Raw genomic sequence first — 17275 nt, 5'->3', positions numbered from 1 at the left:
AATGAAAACGTTATCAACTTTTTTTCTTGTTTTGTTTTAGTTGCTTGATTTTTTCTTGGGTCATGCCCAAGGCCCGCTCGTATTTGCCGGTGTCGTTGGCGGTGAAGTAGTCCGCAGCCAGTAACTTATCGGGCAGGTATTGCTGGTCCACCCATTTTTCAGGATAGGCATGGGGATACTGGTAGCCAATGGCATTTCCCAGCTCCTTACTGCCGGCATAGTGACCGTCCCGCAGATGATTTGGAATGGGCAGGTGACCATTTTTCCGTAAATCAGCCAGAGCTGCATCCATAGCCAGATAGGCAGAATTGGACTTGGGAGAAAGGGCCAAATCAACGACCACATTGGCAATCAAAATCCGTGCCTCTGGAAAGCCGATTTTCTGGGCAGCTTCAAGGGCGGTCACCGTATGAATTTGTGCCTCTGGATTGGCCAAGCCGATGTCTTCGTAGGCGATGACTGTCAAGCGACGGGCCAGACTAGGTAGGTCTTCCGCCTCAATCAAACGAGCGGCGTAGTGGAGGCTGGCATTGACATCGCTACCCCGAATAGATTTTTGCAGGGCGGAGAGGATGTCGTAATGGGCATCACCGTTCTTATCCATGCTGATGTAGGATTTCTGTAGGCTATTTTCCACGGCGTCCAGGTCAATGTGGCGGCTACCGTCGTCACTTTCCTTGGTCGAAAGCACAGCCAGTTCTAGCGAATTGTAAGCGGCACGCAGGTCACCGTTGGTAGCATTGGCTAGGAAGTCCAGGGCCTCAGGCTCAATGGTGACGGGGAAGTCAAAACCGCGTTCGCTGTCTGTCAGAGCCAGTTCCAAGGCTTGTCGGATGTGGCTGGTTTGCAAAGGATGCAATTCAAAAATCTGCACCCGACTACGAATGGCAGGCAGAATTGAGAAGAAGGGATTTTCCGTCGTTGCCCCAATCATGATGATATTGCCATTTTCCAAAAGAGGAAGCAGAAAGTCCTGTTTGGTCTTGTTGAGGCGGTGAATCTCATCGAGCATGAGGACCAGGCCACCAGAAAACTTGGCTTCTTCAGCGATTTCCTGCAGGCGTTTTTGGTTGTCGGTCGTGGCATTAAAAGTCCGAAAGGCATACTTGGTCGTGCCAGCAATAGCAGAGGCAATCGAGGTCTTGCCAATTCCTGGCGGACCATAGAGAATCATGGACGACAGCATATTGGCATCAATCATGCGACGGATAATCTTTCCAGGACCGACCAAGTGTTCCTGACCGATGACCTCATCAATGGATTTTGGCCGCATACGAAGGGCGAGATTGGCTGGCATAGGCTTCCTTTCAGTACATTTATGGTATAATCATTATACTACAATTTTAGGATTTGGAGAGAAACGAAGATGGCGGAGTTGACGGTGAGTGTTTTGGAAGAATACTTGCGTGACCACTATGGGACGACAGTTCCCGAGCAAAGTCTCTTTATGAAATTAATGGAAGAAATCGGTGAAGTGGCAGAGCTACTGAATCAACGTGCAGGCCGCAAGATGATGGATAGCGAAGACGACAGCTCTGCTCGTTTGGCAGAAGAATTAGCTGACGTTATTCACTATGCTGTAGCCTTAGCAGCGGTGAATCAACTAGATTTAACCAAGTCCATTTTGGAGAAAGACAAGCAGGCTTCCGTCAAATATGGTCGAGAAATAAATTTATTGGAATTTATCGTCATTTAGTTTTTCTTTTATTACGTCGTTAACTCGCTTTGCCGTACTTCAGTACAGCCTACAGCTCGTTGCCTAGTACTAAAAGTAAACTAAAAGACTATATAGAAAAGAGGAAATAGAATGGCGAAACATGGCTTTTTAGATGTGCTGGAAGCAGCACTGGACAAACATTTTACTTACGATTATGAACTCAACTGGGACAAGAAGAATCACGCTGTTGAGTTGGCTTTTATCTTGGAAGCGCAAAATGCGGCTGGGATTGAAACGGTGGACGACGAAGGCAATGCCTCTGCGGAGGATATTTTCTTGGAGGAGTATGTCCTTTTCTACAATCAGGACAAGTCTCGCTTTGATGAGGAAGACTACCTGGTCGCTCTGCCATTTGACGCCAAGAAGGGCTTTTCAGCAGAGTTTCTGACCTACTTCGCAGGTTTTCTCAAAGATACCGCCGACCAAGGCCTAGATGACCTCATGGACTTTTTGGCGGACCCAGAGGCCCAAGAATTTGCGATTGCTTGGGACGGAGAGGCTTTTGAAAAAGGCAGAGCAGACCTGGTGGAAGGGGAATTTTACCCATATCCGAGGTATTAGGAAGATATGAAATTAGAAACATTTACATTTAAAGATTTAAGAAAAAAAGAAAGTTATAAAGAAGTAGAAATTAGGTCAATAAATACTGTAGATGATTCAAATTATTACACTGTTTTTATTGGTGAAAACGGTGTTGGTAAAACTAGAATCTTTGAAGGAATAATAAAAAACATTCTTGCAGAAGGCTCATTGTTTCGATCTGAGGAATGTATTCAAAATGTTAATTACTCTGGTAAAATTGAGAAAATAATTTTTTCAACCTATACTTTATTTAACCGGGAATTATCAGTTTTTAGTGAAAAATATGATTATTATAGGACGAATTTTAACTCCAAAAGCATTGTAAAACAGGTATCACAGATCTATTTTGAACAAAAATTAAATAATGGTGAAGAACAAAAAATTCTAGAGGTTTTGAAACATGTTGGAAAGATACTTGGTTTAGAATCAGAACCAAGAATAAGTGTTAGAGGGATTACTAGCCTTAAGTATGATATTTTAATAAAAAGAGTAAGGAACTTAAAATTAGATAGACCTTCTGTGTTACGGACCAACATTCAAGAACGAAAGAAAATATTACCACTAGAGAATATTGAAATTTTTGAGAAAAAATTGACTAATTTTAATAAATCGTCTGTATATAATCAGTTTCAAAAATATAAGAATAAGTTTGATTATTTAGACTCTCTTGATAGAAAATATTGCTACTTATCGCTGTTGACAGTTAAGTCTATGCTAATGTACCATCGACAAAAGTACCAGTACTCCATGAAGAATCAAAATATATATAATCTCAGCGAATTAATTGATATTTATGAACAGTACTTTGAGGTGGGTTTCGAAACTGCTAAGGAATTGTTAAGAATCGACTATAATATAGCTAAGGAGTTGGAAATAGGATTTGTTGATGATTTGGCATTTTTTAACGGTAATGATAGTAAATTGATAACACAATTTAGTTCAGGAGAGTTTGCCTTCTTTACAAGATTGTTAGAATTAGCGGTCAATATCACCGATAATTCATTGGTTTTAATAGATGAACCAGAAACATTTTTGAATCCTAAGTGGGTTTTTGAATTTGTAAATTTATTAAAAAATCTTTTTAAAAACAAGAGTTGTCACTTTATAATTGCTTCGCAATCTCCTTTTGTGGTTGGAAGTGTAAAAAGAGAAGATATTATAAAAATAAAGAAATCAAAAGATGACAGAATTTTATTCGAGTATGAAGAAAATCAAACTTTAGGAGCAACAGTGAATTCAATTCTATCTGATGTTTTCGATATAGGGTTAGAAGATAATATTGTTTTCCAAGAATATAAAGATTTGATTGTAAAAAAAAGTCAGAATAATTTCCTAGAATCGCTAAAATTACTCTCAAATCTTGCTGATTCATCTGAAAAGTTGGAACTAATGTTGACACTTTCTACGGAAGCGAATAAAGAAATTGTACGTCAAAAAATAGAAGAGATTGAGAGAGAGCGATTTGGTTCAGAATAAAGAAGATTTATTAATGCAAGAGATCTTGAGTGTCAGCTTAGGAAATGTAAATCTTGCTGATACAGAGTTATTAAAAACAGCTTATGGAAAATCCCGTAAAATAAGAAAAATTGTTAAGGATTTGAATAAGAATGCCTATAGAAAGAAATCACCAGTAAAGTTTGCAAAGGCTCAGTTTGATATAATTTTAAATAATTATCATAGTTTCTTAGTCGAATCTTCACAAATCAACAATTTTATTGTCAATGATTCTAATTTTTTCTATAACTATTATAGAAGAAAAAGTGATTACAATGTTTTGTATGAAAGTATATATGAGTTGTATGATTGCTTTGATACTAAGTGGCTTAAAGAGTATGTAGATTTGCAGCTATTATTACAAGAGATAAATTCAACAAAAGATAAATTTAAATGTCCAATTTGTCAGGCACAATTAGATGGACATTTTGAAAAGGATCATTTTTTACCTCGGTCAATTTTTCCAGTATTATCAATTTCTAGAAAGAACTTTACACCGATTTGCAGAACTTGCAATAGTAAAACGTACAAGGGAGACTCCATTCCAGCTATTCCGATTATTATTCCAAATGAGTGTAGCAATGGTCCACTTGAAGATTATATTGAATTTGAATTTATTTCTAGTGGAGAGAACACATATAAAGAAGTTAAAGAATATCTTGAAGGTATCGGTCTAACGGTAGATCAAGATCAGATTCTATGCAATGTAAGACCACGGGAAGGTTTATCGAGCTTAGATGAAACGAGAGTTAATAATCTGATTAATCTATTTAAATTAAAAAAGAGGTTTAATGAATCAGAGATAATTCTCTTTACAGAAAGTGATATTAGTGATTTTTATAATAAAGTAAACAAAAGTGTCTGTAGTTTGCCCCAAAAAAGAAGAGCGGATATTGAAGGTATTATTCAATGTTCCTTAATAGATAAAGTTAGGGAACTTGAAAAAAAAGACAAACCGGAAGTTTATAGGAAATATAGGCGGTCGAAGCTTCAATATTTAGTTGAAAAAACGAAAGATATTAAAGTTTATGAAATTTTAAATAATCCCCAATAAAATGAAAGGAAATGTTCAGTAAATCCATTTAACTGACCACGGGACTAATTTTCTAGGAAAAAGATAAAACTGCCTAGACGCGAACATCGTCGTTAGTTTTCCTATTTTTCTACGAAAATTTTCGCAAGCGAAACGTCCCTTTGTATCTTATTTATGAACTCATGGCAAGAATTAACGATTCACGTGCATCGTGATGCAGAAGAAGCAGTTTCAAATCTCATGATTGAAACGGGCAGTCAGGGGGTGGCCATTAGCGACTCAGCTGACTATGTGGGGCAGGAGGACCGTTTCGGTGAGCTCTATCCCGAGGTAGAGCAGTCAGATATGATTGCGATTACGGCTTACTATCCTGATACTGTGGATATTGAGGAAGTTAAGGCAGACTTGGCGACTCGCTTGGCGGATTTGACAGGCTTTGGCTTCGAAACAGGTCAGATTAGCCTAGAAAGTCAGGAATTGGCAGAGGAAGACTGGGCGGACAACTGGAAGAAGTACTATGAGCCAGCCCGCATTACCCACGACTTGACCATTGTGCCGTCTTGGACGGACTACGAGGCGACAGCTGGTGAGAAAATTATCCGCTTGGATCCAGGCATGGCTTTCGGTACAGGAACTCACCCGACGACCAAGATGAGCCTCTTTGCTCTTTCTCAGGTCCTTCGTGGTGGCGAGACAGTCATCGACGTCGGCACAGGCTCAGGCGTCCTTTCCATTGCTAGCTCTCTCTTGGGTGCTAAGGAGATTTACGCTTATGACTTGGACGAGGTGGCGGTGCGTGTGGCCCAGGAAAATATCGACCTCAATGCCAATACTAGCAATATTCATGTCGCGGCAGGCGATTTACTTCGTGGCGTTGACATTGAAGCAGAAGTTATCGTTGCCAACATCTTGGCGGATATTCTCATCCATCTGACTGAGGATGCCTACCGTCTGGTTAAGGACGAAGGCTACCTGATTATGAGCGGTATCATCGCGGACAAGTGGGACATGGTGCGAGCATCTGCGGAAGCGGCTGGCTTCTTCCTCGAGACCCACATGATTCAGGGCGAGTGGAATTGCTGCGTCTTCAAGAAAACAGCTGACCGCTCAGGTGTGATTGGAGGCTAGGATGCAGCAGTATTTTGTCAATGGCAGAGCACCGCAAGGCATTTTCCAGATAAGCGATAAGGACACTGCCAAGCATATGTTTTCTGTCATGCGCTTACAGGCAGATAATCAGATTGTCCTGGTCTTTGACGATGGTATCAAACGCTTGGCGCGCGTGGTAGATAGCCAGAACCAATCTGTTGAAATCATCGAAGAACTGACAGATAATGTCGAATTACCTGTCTCCGTTACTATTGCCATGGGCTTTCCTAAGGGAGATAAGCTCGAATTTGTCGCTCAAAAGGCAACGGAGTTAGGTATGACAGCCCTCTGGGCCTTCCCAGCGGATTGGTCTGTGGTCAAATGGGACGGCAAAAAATTAGCCAAAAAAGCAGAAAAGCTAGAAAAAATCGCCCAAGGCGCAGCCGAGCAAAGCAAACGCAATCGCATTCCAGCTGTTCGCTTGTTTGAGAAAAAATCGGATTTCCTAGCTCAGTTGGCAGGCTTTGACCAGATTATTTTAGCCTACGAAGAAGCTGCCAAAGAAGGCGAACAAGCCAATCTGGTGAAAATCTTGTCTGGCTTAGAAGCTGGACAATCAGTTCTGGTCATCGTCGGTCCAGAAGGCGGCGTGTCGCCTGAGGAAGTAGCTGCTTTCGAAGGAGCAGGAGCGGTCAAGACTGGTCTGGGTCCTCGCATCCTCCGAGCAGAAACGGCTCCACTCTACGCCCTTTCTGCTATTAGCTACGCGACGGAATTGTTGAGGTAACACATGTTTGCCTTAGGAACCATTATCAATACGGTGGCCATCGCCCTAGCAGGTGTGCTAGGGTCTTGGTTTGGTCACTTGCTGGAAGAACGCCATCAATCAGGTTTAACGGTGGCGAGCGGGCTAGCTGTCTTATTTCTAGGAATCTCAGGTAGTTTAGAAGGACTGCTGACAGTAGTTGATGGTCAACTCAAAAGTCAAAATAGCATGCTTTTGGTCCTTAGTCTGTCCTTGGGGACCTTGATTGGGGAAGTACTCCATATCGAAGGCTGGTTTGAAAGGCTGGGTGTTTGGCTCCGTGAAAAATCAGGAAACAGTCAAGATGGGCGATTCTTAGATGCTTTCCTGACAGCTTCTTTGACCGTTTGTATCGGTGCTATGGCCATACTAGGAGCCATCCAAGATGGATTGACGGGTGATTATCGCTTGTTGGCCGTTAAGAGTATTTTGGACTTTATTATCATTTTGATTATGACCTCGAGTTTGGGCAAGGGAGCAGGCTTTTCAGCAGTGCCAGTCTTTCTCTTTCAAGGGTTTATTACCCTCTTGGCACGTTTGATTGAGCCGTTGATGACAGCTCAGGCGCTTGCCAACCTTTCCTTTATCGGCTCCGCCCTCATCTTCTGCGTCGGTGTCAATATCATCTGGGACAAAAAGATTCGCGTGGCCAATATGTTGCCTGCTATTCTTATCGCGGTTATTTGGAGCTACTTTGCATAAGAAAAACCAGGATTTCCTGGTTTTTGCTATTTTCGTTCAAATTCTAACAGACTGACTTGCCCCAAGCCCTTCCAGACCTCCTCGATTTGCCCACTCTGTTGAAAACCATTTTTCAGTAGCACCTTCTGAGAGGCTCGGTTTTCTGGCAGGACAAAGGCAATGATTGCTTTTATCTGACATTCTTCTATTAGGAAATGGCAGAGCAGGCTGACTGCCTGACTAGCTAGACCCTGATTCCAGAAGGCATGATGAATCCGATAGCCAATGGTTATCGATGCAGACCGTTTCTTGTAGTCGAAAACTTCCAAAACGCCAATCAATCTCCCTTGATGTTCCAAGCCCAAGAATAAGCATTTCTTCTTATTGAAATCCCTCTGGAAATGCCCGATGCGTTTTCGGAGGGTTTCTTTGTTTTGAGTGGAAGTGTTGGGTGTCATCTGAAAGTGAATGGGATTGGAATAGATTTCCCACAGGTCATCTAGGTCTGTTTCCTCGATTTTCCGAAGTTGGAAGGAGGTAGATTTTAGAGTAGGAAAGGTTTGAAACATGGTTTCCTCTTACATGCTTTTATTATTCTTTTTTCTTGCGGAAAGCACCGACAAGGCCCATCAAACTGATGCCAATCAGGCTAAACATAGAACTTGCCTCACCAGTTGCAGGGAGTGTTTTTTGCCCTGTTTGATTTGTTGAGGAGGAGGTGCTTGACTTAGCTGTAGTAGCAAGTTTGTGTTTTGGTGCGGGTGCTGTTGTTTTTTCAGCTGGAAGGGTAATAACCTGACCAGATGGCAGTGTAATTTGAACACCAGTTTGACCTGTAGCTGAGTTAGTATTGGTATCTGTTTGGTTAGTTGGAGGTGTCACGACTTTTGGCTCAGTGTAGACAAATTTGAATTCGCCAAATCCTTCGCTTGTAGTAGAAGCTTGGAGGTAAACCAGGCCTTCGTGATTAGCCACTAAGTCTTTCGCACGATCGGCAGTCAAGAAGCGGAGGTCTAAACCTTTGATGCTATCAGTGAAGGTCCAGTTATTATCTGCTGTTGGGTTGATAACCTTCTCAGAGATGATATAGTTGATGATAGCTTGGCGGTTTTCTAGGTTGAGCAAGTAGTTGACAGAGGCATCTTTGACACCTGGGAAGGTACCGCTAGCACGATAGTTGTTGGTCACAACGATGAATTCTTGCTCATCTGTGACAGCCTGTCCATTGTACTGAAGGTTGCGGACACGGCTAGCTGTTTCATTGACTACCTTACCGCTACGGTCGTACTTGTTTGGCTGGGTGATGTCGTATTGATAGGTTACGCCGTCAATGACATCGAAGTTATAAGTCCGGTAATCTGTATTGACCAGGTTTTGTGGTTCTGTAGAGCTTGGGTCTACTTGGTTGAACTGACCTGCTGACATTTCCAACCATTCTCTGAGTTGGGCACCGTTGACTTTCAAGATAGCGACAACGTTGTCATAGAGGTAAAGGTCTGCTACGTTCTTGATGGCGATTGGCCCAGCAGGAATGTCTGTATAGGCAGTTGCATCACCACGAGTACCAGCCTTGAAAGGCGCTGCTGCAGAAAGGATTGGTAGGCCAGCTTCAGGCGTTCCTGCTAGTTGCTGTTTGGCATACCAGATTTGGGCATTGTTTACAATCTGTACTGAAGGGTCATCTTGAACAAGGGCAAAGAAGCTATTGATTGGTGCCGTTGTTTCGCCGACTTGCTGACGAACATAGTTGATCGTTTCAGTGTGAGCTTCTTTGGCAAGGTCAATGATGCGACTGTCCGCCACAGGTGACTTGGTGTCAATCTTGCGGATGGCTGCCTTGCTAGAAGTTGTGGTCCATTTACCGTCTGTGTAGGTCAAGTTGAGGTCGATAACGCCGAGGTGGTCACCGTATTTTCCAGCCATGGTCACAGGGGTACCGTTGATTTTACCATTTGTGTCATCCACGCCAGCATATTTAGCGTAAGAGCTTGGTTTTTCGGCTGTTCCTGGGAATTCTGCGTGGGAGTGGCCTGTGATGACCGCATCAACTCCAGCTAGGCTGGCGATTTGGTAACCGACATTTTCCTCACCGACTTCATACTGGTCATCACCGATACCTGAGTGAGAAAGAACTAGAACGATGTCAGCTCCATTTTCACGAATAACAGGAACGATATCGCGAACTGCTTCAACCGCATCGCGAACGATGACCTTACCTTCCAAGTAGGCCTTGTCCCAGTTGAGGATTTGTGGTGGAACAATTCCTGTGATACCGACTTTCAGGCTGACAGCCTTGCCAGTCGTATCTGTAAAAGTCTTGTCAATGATGGTATAAGGTTGGTAGAGGAAGTCTTTGGTTGTAGGATGTAAAACGTTGGCATTAAGAAGAGGCATGCCAGCAGTTGAAATCACCTTGCGGAGATAGTCTAAACCGTAGTTGAATTCATGGTTGCCAAGGGTACCAGCATCGAAGCCTAGCGTGTCCAAGGCAGCGTACATAGGATGTTGCTCACCTTCTTCGATTGGATCGATGATGGATTTGTAGTTTCCAAGCGGTGTTCCTTGGATGGTATCACCATTATCTACAAGTACAATGTTTGAATTCTCAGCTTTTGCCTCTTCGATTAGGACAGCAGTTTTTGCCAAACCGAGGGTTTCTACAGGCTTGTCTTGGTAGTAGTCGTAGTTGACTAAGTTAGTATGGAGGTCCGTTGTTGCTAGGATACGGACATCGACAGACTGGCCTTCAACTGGAGTGGTAGTTTCAGTAGACACTGCGCGTGTTGCTGTAACAAGGCTAGCTGTTGTGTCGTTAACTGGAGTATTGCTGGTTTCTACAATAGGAGCAGTTTCTTCTGTCACTGGTGTAACAGATTGGTCAGTTGTTTCTGTAGTTGGCGTGACAGCCTCACCGGCTGTAGTTTCGGTAGTTGTCGGTGTGGCAACCTCACCAGTCGTTGCTTCGGCTTGGCTGGTTGCTACAGAGCTACTGGTTTCTGTTTCAGTCTTCAAAACAGGAGTATCTGTGCTAGCTTCTTGGGCAGACACAAGGGCGGTGTTGGTACTAGCCAATAAAGCTAGGCTGAGGGCTAAAGTACACTTACTAAAACGAAATTTCATGAGAACCTCCATTTGATATAATCTCAAGAATATTATACCGATTGAAAGCGAAAACAGCAAGGCTTTTTGCGAAAAATAAAAGAAAAATAGAGAAAAAATTTCAGAAAATGCAACGAAAAGCGAACGATGGCTGAGAGGGTGTTTGGCTGATGTTTCTTTGTTTATCGTCATTTGGAATGGTATAGTATGGACGAATTACCGCTTTCCTTTTTCTTTTCCAGTGAAAATGGTAAAATAATAGGAAATAGTTAGGGAGAGAAGTAAATGAAGGAAATCAATTTTACAGGAGAAGAGGTTGTTGGGCTGACAGCTACCTACCTTCCGGCCGAAGATGTTGCTTTTGTTCAGAAGGCCTTGGATTTTGCGACAGAGGCCCATAAGCCCCAATTTCGCAAATCAGGTGAACCCTATATTGTCCACCCTATCCAAGTAGCAGGGATTTTGGCAGGGCTCAAGCTAGATGCGGTAACCGTAGCTTGCGGTTTCTTGCATGACGTAGTAGAAGACACTGAGGTAACTCTGGATGAAATGGAAGCGGAATTTGGACCAGAGGTTCGGCATATTGTCGGCGGTGTGACCAAACTGGGTAAGGTCGAGTACAAGTCACATGAGGAGCAACTAGCTGAAAACCACCGTAATATGCTGATTGCCATGTCCCAAGACATGCGGGTCATTCTGGTTAAACTGGCAGACCGCCTTCACAATATGCGGACCCTTAAACACTTGCGCAAGGACAAGCAGGAACGGATTTCACGTGAAACGATGGAAATCTATGCACCCCTTGCCCACCGTCTGGGTATTTCTTCTATCAAGTGGGAATTGGAAGACATGTCCTTCCGTTATCTCAATGAAGTTGAGTTCTACAAGATTACTCGCATGATGAGTGAGAAGCGTCGTGAACGGGAAGATTTGGTCAATGAAGTCGTCGATAAGTTGAGAGAATACACAGAGGAGCGCAATCTGATTGGACAGATTTATGGTCGTCCCAAGCATATCTATTCTATCTATCGGAAGATGCACGATAAGAAAAAACGCTTCGACCAGCTCTATGATCTGACAGCAATCCGTTGCTTGATGGATACACCAAGTGATGTCTATGCCATGCTTGGCTACATCCATGAACTATGGAAACCTATGCCAGGTCGGTTCAAGGACTACATTGCCAGCCCAAAGGCCAATGGCTACCAGTCCATCCATACGACTGTTTATGGGCCAAAGGGACCGATTGAATTCCAAATTCGGACGGTGGAAATGCATCAGGTTGCAGAATACGGGGTGGCGGCTCACTGGGCCTACAAGCGTGGTGGTAAGGCAACTGCTTCTGAAAAAGAGCTGCGTTGGATCAACAATCTGATTGAACTTCAAGAAGGAGCAGGGGACGCCCAATCCTTCGTTGATTCGGTCAAAGAGGACATCTTCACCGAGCGTATTTACGTTTTCACGCCAGATGGCGCGGTGCGTGAATTGCCTAAGGACTCCGTACCCATTGACTTCGCCTATGAAATTCATACCAAGGTCGGCGAGCGGGCGACAGGTGCCAAGGTCAACGGCCGTATGGTGCCTCTGACGACCAAGCTCAAGACAGGTGACCAGGTGGAAATCATCACCTCTGCCAACTCTTTCGGTCCCAGTCGTGACTGGGTCAACCTGGTTAAAACTCACAAGGCCCGCAACAAAATCAAGCAGTTCTTCAAGAATCAGGACAAGGAATTGTCTGTTTCTAAGGGGCGTGAAATGCTCCAGAACCTGCTCCAAGAGAACGGCTACGTTCCCAACCAATATCTCGACCGCCGCCACATGGACGAGGTCCTACAAAAGACCAGTTATAAAACCGATGAGGCTCTCTATGCAGCGGTTGGTTTTGGGGAAATATCTGCCGTGTCCGTCTTTAACCGTCTGACAGAGAAAGAACGTCGAGAAGCCGAGCGAGCTAAGGCCAAGGCTGTCGCGGATGAATTGGTCAACGGTGGCGAAGTCAAACATGACAACAAAGATAGTTTGAAAATCCGTCACGAAGGTGGCGTGGTCATTGAAGGGGCGTCAGGCTTGCTGATACGGATTGCCAAATGTTGTAATCCAGTCCCTGGCGATGAGATTGTCGGCTACATCACCAAGGGTCGCGGGGTTGCGGTTCACCGTGTGGACTGTATGAATCTCAAGAGCCAGGAAAACTACGATGTTCGCCTGATTGATGTCGGTTGGGAGGATGAAAATTCGACCAAGGAATACATGGCAAATATTGATATTTACGGACTTAACCGCTCAGGACTGCTCAACGATGTCCTCAAGGTCTTGACAAATGCCAGCAAGAACATTTCTTCAGTCAATGCCCAGCCAACCAAGGATATGAAGTTTGCGACTATCCATGTTTCCTTTGGTATTTCCAACCTGGCAACCTTGACCAGTCTGGTGGATAAGATCAAGTCGGTGCCAGAAGTTTACTCAGTGAAAAGGACCAACGGATAAGATGAAAATTGTATTACAACGTGTATCACAGGCCAGTGTGACCATCGAAGGAAGCATCCATGGGCAAATTGATCAGGGACTTTTGCTCCTAGTCGGTGTGGGGCCAGATGACAGTCAGGACGATCTAGATTATGCTGTTCGTAAAATTGTCAATATGCGGATTTTTTCAGATGAGGCAGGCAAAATGAACAAGTCTGTTCAAGATGTGGCGGGCAAGATTTTATCCATTTCCCAATTTACCCTCTTTGCGGATACCAAAAAAGGCAACCGCCCTGCCTTTACAGGAGCGGCAGCTCCTGCCCTAGCCAGCCAACTCTATGATGCCTTTAACCAAGCCCTGTCAGCCTTTGTACCGGTTGAAGTGGGCGTTTTTGGGGCGGACATGGCGGTCAGTCTAGTCAATGATGGTCCGGTGACCATTGTGTTAGATACCAAAAATCGCTAGACTACTATACATTTTTAAGGAAATTTGATATACTAATATCAAGAAAATGTGGAGGTGTCGGATGAAAAAGTTATTAACCAATCATTTCTTTTATTTAATCCTTGCTTTTGTACTAATCTTAGCGATTTATTTCAGTGATTTGGATAAACGTTGGATTATCTTAGCAAGTTTTCTCTATTTCATTCCTTCGCAGATTTTATACCGTCGTCGCCTTAAAGAGCGACTACAAGAAGACCAGTCCAAGTAGGCTGGTTTTTTGATGTGTAAATTGGACTACACTTCTTTATTAAATATGCTATAATAGTTTTTGCAGAAAAGTAAAGACGGTGGCTCTAATTTCTGAAAGGTAGGTGGTGCCTATGGGCAAATCATCAAAATCTAACAGAAAGGAGAAGCTATCTTTGTCAACCTTTGAGGTGCTGACACTCATGTTTGTAGCTGGTAACTTTGTTATCGGTCTCGTGATGTTAGTGCTTGAATTGGTAAAAACGACAAAAAAATAACCGTCTATAACTTTGGTAGGTTAACGGTTATTTAATACGAATAATCTGCCACCGTCTTAAACGGTTCTGCAAGGGGTAGTTGTTTCTGGCAACTACCTTTTTCTATGTTTATTATACATCGGCAGGTCTATCAAGTCAAGTTGGATATTTATCTTTTGTCTAAATATGCTATAATAGTTTTTGCAGAAAAGTAAAGACGGTGGCTCTAATTTCTGAAAGGTAGGTGGGAGCGGTACAGAACTCAACTTGTAGAAAATGAGTTCGTCTTACCGCCCCCGCACAGTTGATTAGGTCAGATTTGGAGTGCGAAGCACGAACAAATCTGCCAATCAACCACTGCGCTGAGATGTTGACGCGAATTAAGAGAAGTGGAATGGAACTTTTTGTTCTACTATGCAAATCATCAAAATCTAACAGAAGGGAGAAGCTATCTTTGTCAACCTTTGAGGTCTTAACACTCATGTTTGTAGCTGGTAACTTTGTTATCGCTCTCGTGATGTTAGTGCTTGAATTGGTAAAAACGACAAAAAAATAACCGTCTATAACTTTGGCGAGTTAACGGTTATTTTTAAAATAATTTGTAAACAGCCACCGTCTTAAACGGTTCTGCAAGGGGTAGTTGTTTCTGGCAACTACCTTTTTCTATGTTTATTATACATCGGCAGGTCTATCAAGTCAAGTTGGACATTTATCTTTTGCCTAAATATGCTATAATAATGATTATTACTTACAAAAAATGTAGGAGATTTCTATGCTTAATATTTTTGTATTAGAAGATGATTTTTTTCAGCAGAGTAGGCTAGAAAATGCTATTAGGCGGTGTGTTGAAGAAACGTCAGTAAGGTATAAATTCCTAGAAGTTTTTGGTAAACCAAATCAGTTATTGGAATCAATTGAGGAAGCAGGCAATCACCAATTTTTCTTTTTAGATATTGAAATTAAAGGCGAAGAAAAGAAAGGAATGGAAATCGCTAAAGAAATCCGTGCTCGAGATCCTTATGCTGTTATTGTCTTTGTAACAACTCACTCAGAATTTATGCCGGTAACGTATCGTTATCGGGTTTCTGCTTTAGATTTTATAGATAAAGGCCTGGAGGATAGTGACTTTCAAAAGGCAGTATCAGATGTGTTAGTGCATGCTTTTGAAAATATTGATCATACTATAGCTGAAAATTCTTTTATATACAAAACTGAAACTGCTCATATTCAAGTCCCTTTTAGTGACATCCTTTATTTTGAAACATCATCAACGATTCATAAAGTCATTTTAAAAACGAAAACAGGTCAGACTGAGTTTTACGGGAAAGTATCCGATATAGCGAAAGCTGACGAACGACTTTACCAGGCACATCGTTCTTGTGTAGTGAATCCATTAAATATAACGAAGTTGGACAGAGTAAACCATATTGCCTATTTTGATAATGGAGATTCTTGTTTTGTTTCTCGTTTGAAGCAGAAGAAACTTGCAGATTTGTTGGAGATTAATTGATGAATATTTTTATATCTCCATTTTACGACACTGTATTCTTTATTGACATGCTGATTCGTTTGATGATTCTTCAACAAATTAGCGGTTTATTTTTAAGTAAGAAGAAAAAATGTTTTATAGCTTCTTGCTTAACAGTCTGTCAAATAATTCTTTATGATATTTACTTATTATTAGAACCATTTTCTTTTCTGATTGTTATACCATTTTTTAAAACAAATTGGAATAGAACTCAAAAAATATTTTATGGATTATTACCATTTGTGATAGGGGATATGTTTCAACGTATCATCAGCCTTTATTTACGTTTTATTTTTGATGTAGATATTGTATATGCAAATGCTAGTGCTATGTTCGAAATCTTATTGTCTATTTTATTAATTCCTTTTTATTATGGATTTTTCAAGGGATTACGAATAGAATCAAAATATCTTCAAGTTGATACTTTGGACAAAAAATTTAGAGGTATATTTTTGGGATTAAATATTCTATTTATTACTTATTTTCTTTTAATAAGAGGTAATTTATTTTTGGAAGTATTGATGGATAAAGGAATAGTGGATATTAAGATAGATACATATTTTATCAGAACTAATATACTACTATTATACTTTATTCTATTTACAGTTAGTATGTTGTATTTAAACTATCAGAAGAAAGAAAAGCAAGAAAAAGAAATCCAGGAGTTGAAGGACAAACAATTAACTGACTTAGGTCGTTATAGCCGTCATGTTGAATCACTTTATAAAGAAATTCGAAGTTTCCGACATGACTACACTAATATTCTTATTAGTCTGAATGAAGCAATTAAGGAAGAGGATATTGTTGCGATTCGAACGATTTATAGTGAGGTTATTGCAGATTCTGATAGAAAATTCTATGATGGAAAGTACGATATAGCTAGATTATCCAATATACAAAATCCTGCCGTGAAGAGTCTGCTGTCATCTAAGATGTTGGAGGCACAAAAAAAGGGGATTACAATTTCTGTGGAAGTAGATGTTGAAATTGAACAACCTGCTTTAGAGTTGATTGAATTTATAACGATTCTGTCTATCTTATTAGATAATGCTATAGATGCGGCAGAGCAGTGTGTAAATGGAAATATTGTATTTGCCTATTTCCAGGAAGATGACAGAAAAATTATCGTTGTAGAAAATACTACGGTTGAAGATAAAGTATCTACAAGTCATATTTTTGAATATGGTCATTCTACAAAAGGAGATAATCGAGGAATTGGCTTGGCCAATGTAAAAGCTATTTTAGATAACTATCCTAAATTTTCTATATCAACGAACAGTAGCAATCATCGATTCGTTCAGGAGTTGGTGTTTTTGGAATAAGATTTATAGATGTAAGTCCAGTCGAAAGGCTGGATTTTTTTTGCATTTTCTCGAAAAAATGGTCGTTCATTACAAAATAACGACAGTTCATGACATGGATGAAAAAATGGTGATGTATTGGTCTATACTAAGAGTGTAAAGAAAACAAAAGGAGATACGAATATGAATACTTAAAAAACAATTGTTAAACACCGGCATTTCCACTCCCTACTTGTAGGACTCGGAGCAGGAGCTATCATTGGTCTATGGGGAGTGTATTATGGAATGATTTACCTACTCAGTTACCTTGTCATTAGAGGGTTGAGTTCTGTGGTTAAAAAATAAGGAGGAAAATAAAATGAAAATGATGAAAACTATTTTAGCCGTACTATTCTATTTTTGTTTAGACTATGTAATGAGAGAGTGGCTTGGCTTTGGTAGCCTTGGTTACTGGGCTCTATCCGTTCCAAACTTTTTGCTTCTAGTGATGTTGCTCAAACGTAACTATCAGGAACACAAGCAAGTACACTGA

The 17275-nt window shown here is 41.5% G+C and carries 18 protein-coding genes; 15 read left to right on the top strand and 3 right to left on the bottom strand.

The annotated features are described in order from the left end of the window. Positions 1-13 precede the first annotated feature (13 nt). Positions 14-1297 carry a replication-associated recombination protein A gene (locus PW252_RS10765; RefSeq protein ID WP_248049216.1) on the bottom strand — a complete coding sequence of 428 codons (1284 nt, stop codon included), beginning with the start codon at positions 1295-1297 and terminating at the stop codon, positions 14-16. Positions 1298-1366: 69 nt separating this feature from the next. Here PW252_RS10765 and PW252_RS10760 point away from each other — a divergent pair, with 69 nt between their 5' ends. From PW252_RS10760 to PW252_RS10730, 7 genes are all read left to right on the top strand, one after another. Beyond that, positions 1367-1696 (top strand): MazG nucleotide pyrophosphohydrolase domain-containing protein, encoded by a 330-nt coding sequence (locus PW252_RS10760; RefSeq protein ID WP_248049217.1) that lies wholly within the window; start codon positions 1367-1369, stop codon positions 1694-1696. Positions 1697-1807: 111 nt separating this feature from the next. Next, positions 1808-2278 (top strand): DUF3013 family protein, encoded by a 471-nt coding sequence (locus PW252_RS10755; protein ID WP_024387820.1) that lies wholly within the window; start codon positions 1808-1810, stop codon positions 2276-2278. A 6-nt stretch (positions 2279-2284) separates the two neighbouring features. Further along, the gene (locus tag PW252_RS10750; RefSeq protein WP_248049218.1) at positions 2285-3775 is read left to right on the top strand and encodes an AAA family ATPase; all 1491 of its coding nucleotides are present in this window, start codon (positions 2285-2287) and stop codon (positions 3773-3775) included. Further along, the gene (locus tag PW252_RS10745) at positions 3762-4847 is read left to right on the top strand and encodes a hypothetical protein (RefSeq protein ID WP_248049219.1); all 1086 of its coding nucleotides are present in this window, start codon (positions 3762-3764) and stop codon (positions 4845-4847) included. The genes PW252_RS10750 and PW252_RS10745 overlap by 14 nt, the downstream gene beginning before the upstream one ends. 153 nt (positions 4848-5000) lie before the next feature. Continuing rightward, complete coding sequence (gene prmA / locus PW252_RS10740; protein WP_248049220.1) at positions 5001-5954, top strand: 50S ribosomal protein L11 methyltransferase; 954 nt, start codon at positions 5001-5003, stop codon at positions 5952-5954. Position 5955: 1 nt separating this feature from the next. Next, complete coding sequence (locus PW252_RS10735) at positions 5956-6702, top strand: 16S rRNA (uracil(1498)-N(3))-methyltransferase (protein ID WP_248049221.1); 747 nt, start codon at positions 5956-5958, stop codon at positions 6700-6702. A 3-nt stretch (positions 6703-6705) separates the two neighbouring features. Further along, positions 6706-7422: a DUF554 domain-containing protein gene (locus PW252_RS10730; RefSeq protein WP_248049222.1), complete on the top strand. Its 717-nt coding sequence runs from the start codon at positions 6706-6708 to the stop codon at positions 7420-7422. A 26-nt stretch (positions 7423-7448) separates the two neighbouring features. On the opposite strand, the gene PW252_RS10725 is transcribed toward PW252_RS10730, so the two are convergent. Beyond that, a complete protein-coding gene (locus PW252_RS10725) occupies positions 7449-7970 on the bottom strand; it encodes a GNAT family N-acetyltransferase (RefSeq protein WP_248049223.1) in 522 nt (173 codons plus the stop codon). Between the two features lie 22 nt (positions 7971-7992). Continuing rightward, positions 7993-10521, bottom strand: coding sequence for a bifunctional 2',3'-cyclic-nucleotide 2'-phosphodiesterase/3'-nucleotidase (locus tag PW252_RS10720; protein WP_248049224.1), 2529 nt, complete (start codon positions 10519-10521; stop codon positions 7993-7995). Positions 10522-10785: 264 nt separating this feature from the next. On the opposite strand from PW252_RS10720, the gene PW252_RS10715 reads away from it, so the two are divergent. The 8 genes from PW252_RS10715 (at position 10786) to PW252_RS10680 (ending at position 17275) form a co-directional block, all read left to right on the top strand. Beyond that, positions 10786-12987, top strand: a complete 2202-nt coding sequence (locus PW252_RS10715; RefSeq protein WP_105125048.1) for a RelA/SpoT family protein — start codon at positions 10786-10788, stop codon at positions 12985-12987. A 1-nt stretch (position 12988) separates the two neighbouring features. Next, positions 12989-13432, top strand: coding sequence for a D-aminoacyl-tRNA deacylase (gene dtd, locus PW252_RS10710; RefSeq protein WP_105118646.1), 444 nt, complete (start codon positions 12989-12991; stop codon positions 13430-13432). 61 nt (positions 13433-13493) lie between these two features. After that, on the top strand, positions 13494-13679 hold the full coding sequence (locus PW252_RS10705) for a hypothetical protein (RefSeq protein ID WP_248049225.1): 186 nt from the start codon (positions 13494-13496) through the stop codon (positions 13677-13679). Positions 13680-13791: 112 nt separating this feature from the next. Next, a complete protein-coding gene (locus tag PW252_RS10700) occupies positions 13792-13935 on the top strand; it encodes a putative holin-like toxin (protein WP_248049226.1) in 144 nt (47 codons plus the stop codon). Positions 13936-14368: 433 nt separating this feature from the next. Further along, positions 14369-14470, top strand: a complete 102-nt coding sequence (locus PW252_RS10695; RefSeq protein WP_153052760.1) for a putative holin-like toxin — start codon at positions 14369-14371, stop codon at positions 14468-14470. Between the two features lie 216 nt (positions 14471-14686). After that, the gene (locus tag PW252_RS10690) at positions 14687-15424 is read left to right on the top strand and encodes a response regulator transcription factor (protein WP_248049227.1); all 738 of its coding nucleotides are present in this window, start codon (positions 14687-14689) and stop codon (positions 15422-15424) included. Further along, the gene (locus PW252_RS10685) at positions 15424-16764 is read left to right on the top strand and encodes a sensor histidine kinase (protein WP_248049228.1); all 1341 of its coding nucleotides are present in this window, start codon (positions 15424-15426) and stop codon (positions 16762-16764) included. The genes PW252_RS10690 and PW252_RS10685 overlap by 1 nt, the downstream gene beginning before the upstream one ends. 337 nt (positions 16765-17101) lie before the next feature. Beyond that, positions 17102-17275: a hypothetical protein gene (locus PW252_RS10680; RefSeq protein WP_153603712.1), complete on the top strand. Its 174-nt coding sequence runs from the start codon at positions 17102-17104 to the stop codon at positions 17273-17275.

The sequence above is a fragment of the Streptococcus sp. 29887 genome (genome assembly GCF_032595075.1).
GTDB classification, from domain to species: domain Bacteria; phylum Bacillota; class Bacilli; order Lactobacillales; family Streptococcaceae; genus Streptococcus; species Streptococcus iners.
This window is presented reverse-complemented; position numbering and strand designations above follow the sequence as displayed.

What these genes read in the sequence shown, in the direction of transcription:
- PW252_RS10765 (WP_248049216.1), bottom strand. Translation starts at nt 1,297, where the DNA reads ATGCCAGCCAATCTCGCCCTTCGTATGCGGCCAAAATCCATTGATGAG.
- PW252_RS10760 (WP_248049217.1), top strand. Translation starts at nt 1,367, where the DNA reads ATGGCGGAGTTGACGGTGAGTGTTTTGGAAGAATACTTGCGTGACCAC.
- PW252_RS10755 (WP_024387820.1), top strand. Translation starts at nt 1,808, where the DNA reads ATGGCGAAACATGGCTTTTTAGATGTGCTGGAAGCAGCACTGGACAAA.
- PW252_RS10750 (WP_248049218.1), top strand. Translation starts at nt 2,285, where the DNA reads ATGAAATTAGAAACATTTACATTTAAAGATTTAAGAAAAAAAGAAAGT.
- prmA (WP_248049220.1), top strand. Translation starts at nt 5,001, where the DNA reads ATGAACTCATGGCAAGAATTAACGATTCACGTGCATCGTGATGCAGAA.
- PW252_RS10735 (WP_248049221.1), top strand. Translation starts at nt 5,956, where the DNA reads ATGCAGCAGTATTTTGTCAATGGCAGAGCACCGCAAGGCATTTTCCAG.
- PW252_RS10730 (WP_248049222.1), top strand. Translation starts at nt 6,706, where the DNA reads ATGTTTGCCTTAGGAACCATTATCAATACGGTGGCCATCGCCCTAGCA.
- PW252_RS10725 (WP_248049223.1), bottom strand. Translation starts at nt 7,970, where the DNA reads ATGTTTCAAACCTTTCCTACTCTAAAATCTACCTCCTTCCAACTTCGG.
- PW252_RS10720 (WP_248049224.1), bottom strand. Translation starts at nt 10,521, where the DNA reads ATGAAATTTCGTTTTAGTAAGTGTACTTTAGCCCTCAGCCTAGCTTTA.
- PW252_RS10715 (WP_105125048.1), top strand. Translation starts at nt 10,786, where the DNA reads ATGAAGGAAATCAATTTTACAGGAGAAGAGGTTGTTGGGCTGACAGCT.
- dtd (WP_105118646.1), top strand. Translation starts at nt 12,989, where the DNA reads ATGAAAATTGTATTACAACGTGTATCACAGGCCAGTGTGACCATCGAA.
- PW252_RS10705 (WP_248049225.1), top strand. Translation starts at nt 13,494, where the DNA reads ATGAAAAAGTTATTAACCAATCATTTCTTTTATTTAATCCTTGCTTTT.
- PW252_RS10700 (WP_248049226.1), top strand. Translation starts at nt 13,792, where the DNA reads ATGGGCAAATCATCAAAATCTAACAGAAAGGAGAAGCTATCTTTGTCA.
- PW252_RS10690 (WP_248049227.1), top strand. Translation starts at nt 14,687, where the DNA reads ATGCTTAATATTTTTGTATTAGAAGATGATTTTTTTCAGCAGAGTAGG.
- PW252_RS10685 (WP_248049228.1), top strand. Translation starts at nt 15,424, where the DNA reads ATGAATATTTTTATATCTCCATTTTACGACACTGTATTCTTTATTGAC.
- PW252_RS10680 (WP_153603712.1), top strand. Translation starts at nt 17,102, where the DNA reads ATGAAAATGATGAAAACTATTTTAGCCGTACTATTCTATTTTTGTTTA.